The organism is Longimicrobium sp., assembly GCF_036280135.1.
Taxonomy (GTDB): domain Bacteria; phylum Gemmatimonadota; class Gemmatimonadetes; order Longimicrobiales; family Longimicrobiaceae; genus Longimicrobium.
The window spans coordinates 1-3,747 of the sequence record NZ_DASURI010000598.1 but is presented as its reverse complement, the minus strand read 5'-3'; the positions used below and the strand labels follow the sequence as shown (position 1 = coordinate 3,747).

Annotated in this window: 2 protein-coding genes; both read left to right on the top strand. The window is 72.7% G+C overall.

Annotated features, from left to right (window positions below; translation table 11 throughout):
- On the top strand, positions 1 to 582 hold a 582-nt coding region (locus VFZ20_RS19280), incomplete at its 5' end, for a YihY/virulence factor BrkB family protein (RefSeq protein ID WP_329685563.1).
- 305 nt (positions 583 to 887) lie between these two features.
- Positions 888 to 3,584 (top strand): PAS domain S-box protein, encoded by a 2,697-nt coding sequence (locus VFZ20_RS19275; protein ID WP_329685562.1) that lies wholly within the window; start codon positions 888 to 890, stop codon positions 3,582 to 3,584.
- Positions 3,585 to 3,747: the final 163 nt, after the last annotated feature.

The following is a 3,747-nucleotide window of genomic DNA, read 5'->3' as shown; positions in this document are numbered from 1 at the left end:
GTGACGGACATCGTGCACCGCGACGCGCCCGGGCCCCTGTCCGTGGGCCTGCTGCTGGCCCTGTGGGCGGGCTCCAACGTCTTCACGGCGCTGGAAGACACGCTGAACGACGCGTTCGGCATCACGGCGGAGCGCTCGTTCGTCAGGAAGAAGCTGGTGGCCGTGGGGATGCTGGCCGCGTGCGCCGTGCTGTTCCTGGGCGGCAGCGCCGTGCTGCTGGGCGGCGGCGCCATCGCCCACGCGCTGGGCCTGGGCAGCGTGGGGCAGACGGTGTGGGGCGTGCTGCAGGTGCCGCTGGGCTTCGGCCTCATCACCGCCACCTTCTGGCTGATCTACTACGTCCTTCCCAACAAGGACCAGCGCGGCTGCAAAGGCACGCTGCTCAAGGCATCCGCCCTCGTCGCCGTCCTCTTCGTCCTCGCGTCGCTGGCGTTCCGGATGTACATGTCCCGCTTCGGCTCGTACAGCGCCACGTACGGGCTGCTGGGGACGGTGATCGTGCTGCTGCTGTGGATGTACGTGACGTCGCTCGTCATCCTCCTGGGGGGCGAGATCGCGTCGGAGATGGAGCGCGGCGCGTAAAAGGGGACCGGCGCGAATCAGTCATCGGCTGGATGCGCCGCGGGCGGAGGGGGCGAATGCGATCCGAATCCGCCCATCCTCCCGTACCTGGAACGCAGACGGCGCGCGGGGGCCCGGCCGCGCGCATCCCCAGGCCGCGTGTGAACGTTCCGCGATGTTGCGGCCGGAGGGCGAGCGATTAAGTTGCGGACACAGGCGCGCCGGTTGAGCCGTCCGATTGCCACGCCCTGGGGCCCGACGGATCATCTGCCGGACCTTGCCGGTCGAGCCACACCATCTCCTTTCGCGCCTGACGCCCCCACCGCATGCACGAGACCGTCCGAGTTCTCCTGGCGGGACACGGCCCCCTCGCGGAGCGCGCGGCCGCCCTGCTCCAGGGCGCGCGCGGCGTGGAGGCGCGGCACGTCCCCGACGTGGCGCAGGCCGCGGCGCTGCTGGCGTCCGGCGGGTGGGACGCGGGCGTGGCGGACTGGGACGCGGGGCTGGACCTGGCCCGCGCCGGCGGATCCGCGCCCGTGCTGCTGCTGGCGGACGACGTGGACGACGCCCGCGAGGCGGCGGGGCGCGCGGCGGGGGCGGCGGACGTCATCGCCGCGGACGAGCTTTCCCCCGCCCTGCTGCGCCGCGCCGCGCGGTACGCCGCCCGCGAGGTCCGTGCGTTCCGTGTCGCCGGCGGAGACGGCCGGGACACGCGGACGGTGCTGGGCAGCCTGCCGGGGATGGCGTACCGCTGCCACAACGAGCCCCGCTGGACGCTGGAGTTCGCCAGCGCGGGCGCCGAGGCCATCACGGGCTACCGGCCGGAGGAGCTGGTGGGCAACGCCCGCGTGGCGTACGGCGACCTGGTGCACCCGGACGACCGGGCGCAGCTATGGCACAGCGTGCAGGCCGCCGTGCGGCGCGACGCCGTCTTCGAGGTGGAGTACCGCCTGCTGCGGCGCGACGGCAAGGAGTGCTGGGTGACGGAGCAGGGCCGCCCCGTCCTGGACGGCGAGGGCCAGGTGCGGCTGGAGGGCTACGTCTTCGAGGTCACGCAGCGCAAGGCCGTGGAGCAGGCCCTGCGCGCCGGCGAGGCGCAGTTCCGCGCCGTGTTCGAGGAGGCGCCCATCGGCATGGCGCTGCTGGACATGGCCGGCTACATGGTGCGCACCAACGCCACCTTCCAGGAGATGCTGGGCTACTCCGAGGAGGAGCTGGCCCGCACCATCTTCAGCGCCGTCACGCACCCGGACGACCTGGAGACGGACTGGGAGCTGTTCGGCGACCTGGTGGCGGCCGACATTGCCCACTACCAGGTGCCCAAGCGCTACGTGCGCCGCGACGGCAGCGTGGTGTCGGGCATGCTATCCATGTCGCTCATCCGCGGCGCGGACGGGGCGCCCCACTACGCCATCGGCATGGTGGAGAACGTCTCCGAGCGCCGCGAGGCCGAGGAGGCCCTGCGGCTGCGCGAGCGCGAGTTCCGCAGCCTGCTGGAGCACGGCCGCGATGTCATCAGCATCGTGGACCGGGACGGCGACCTGCGCTTTACCAGCCCCGCGGTGGAGCGCGTGCTGGGCTACGGGCGCACGGAGCTGGCCGGCACCTACCTGGGCGAGCTGGTGCACCCCGACGACGTGCCCACCATGCTGGACCTGTTCGAGCGGGCCATCGCCGAGCCGGGCCGCCCCAAGCTGGCCGAGCTGCGCGTGCGGCACCGCAACGGCTCGTGGCGCATGCTGGAGACGGTCTCCACCAGCCTGATCGACGAGCCGGCGGTGGGCGGCATCGTCGTCAACTCGCGCGACGTCACGGAGCGCCGCGAGGCCGAGGAGGCCCTGCGCCGCAGCGAGCAGCAGCTGCTGCAGGTGCAGAAGATGGAGGCCGTGGGGCGGCTGGCGGGCGGCGTGGCGCACGACTTCAACAACCTGCTCACGGCCATCCGCGGCAACGCCGAGCTGCTGCTGGCCGACATCCCGCCGGACTCGCAGTCGCGCGAGGACGTGGAGGAGATCCGCCGCGCGGCCGACCGGGCGGCGGCGCTCACGCGGCAGCTGCTGGCGTTCAGCCGGCGGCAGGTGCTGCAGCCGCGGCTGCTGGATTTGAACCAGAGCGTGTCGGAGATGCAGCGCATGCTGCGCCGGCTGCTGGGCGAGGACGTGGAGCTGGCCACACGGCTGGACCCGCACCTGCGGCGCGTGCGGGCGGACCCGGCGCAGGTGGAGCAGGTCATCATGAACCTGGTGGTGAACGCCCGCGACGCCATGCCCGACGGGGGCGTGGTCATGCTGTGCACGGTCAACATGGAGCTGGGGCCGGAGCTGCGGAAGAAGTACGCCTACGTGGTGCCGGGCGAGTACGTGCTGCTGGAGGTGGGCGACACGGGCCACGGGATGGACGTGGCCACGCTGGAGATGGCGTTCGAGCCGTTCTTCACCACCAAGCCCACGGGCAAGGGCACGGGGCTGGGGCTGTCGATGGTGTACGGCATCGTCAAGCAGAGCGGCGGCTACGTGTGGATCGACAGCGAGCCGGGCCGGGGCACGCGCGTGCGGGTGTACCTGCCCGTGGCGCGGGGCTCGGAAGAGGACGAGGACCTTCCCGCGGTGCCCCTGGCGCGGGCGCGGGGCCGCGGCACGGTGCTGCTGGTGGAGGACGAGGAAACGGTGCGGCGGATTGCCGAGCGGGTGCTCACGCGGGGTGGATACGACGTGCTCACGGCGGCGGAGGGGGCCGAGGCCATGGCGCTGAGCCGGCAGCACAGCGGCACCATCCAGGTGCTGGTGACGGACCTGGTGATGCCGCGGATGAACGGCAGCGACCTGGCCCGCCGGCTGATGGCGGAGCGGCCGGGGATCCGCGTTCTGTTCATCAGCGGCTACGACCGCGACGCCGCCCGCACGGCCGGCCCGCTGGAGCCCGGGACGGACTTCATCGAGAAGCCGTTCAGCCCCGAGCTGCTGCTGGAGCGCGTGGGCCGGCTGCTGGAGACGAGCATCTACCCCGTGGAGGGAAGTGCGTGAGTGCGGAAGTGCGTGAGTGCGTGAGTGCGTGAGTGCGGAAGTGCGGAAGTGCGGAAGTGCGACGAGGCCCGGCGGATGCCGGGCCTCGTCGCGTTGGGGCGGGTCGAGCCGGAGCGGGTGAACCCGCCGCTGGGACAGCGGGAGCCCCGTCTCGCGCCGACGC

Bases quoted from the DNA above. Each gene is read 5' to 3' on its own strand.
- VFZ20_RS19275 (WP_329685562.1), top strand. From the start codon at position 888: ATGCACGAGACCGTCCGAGTTCTCCTGGCGGGACACGGCCCCCTCGCG.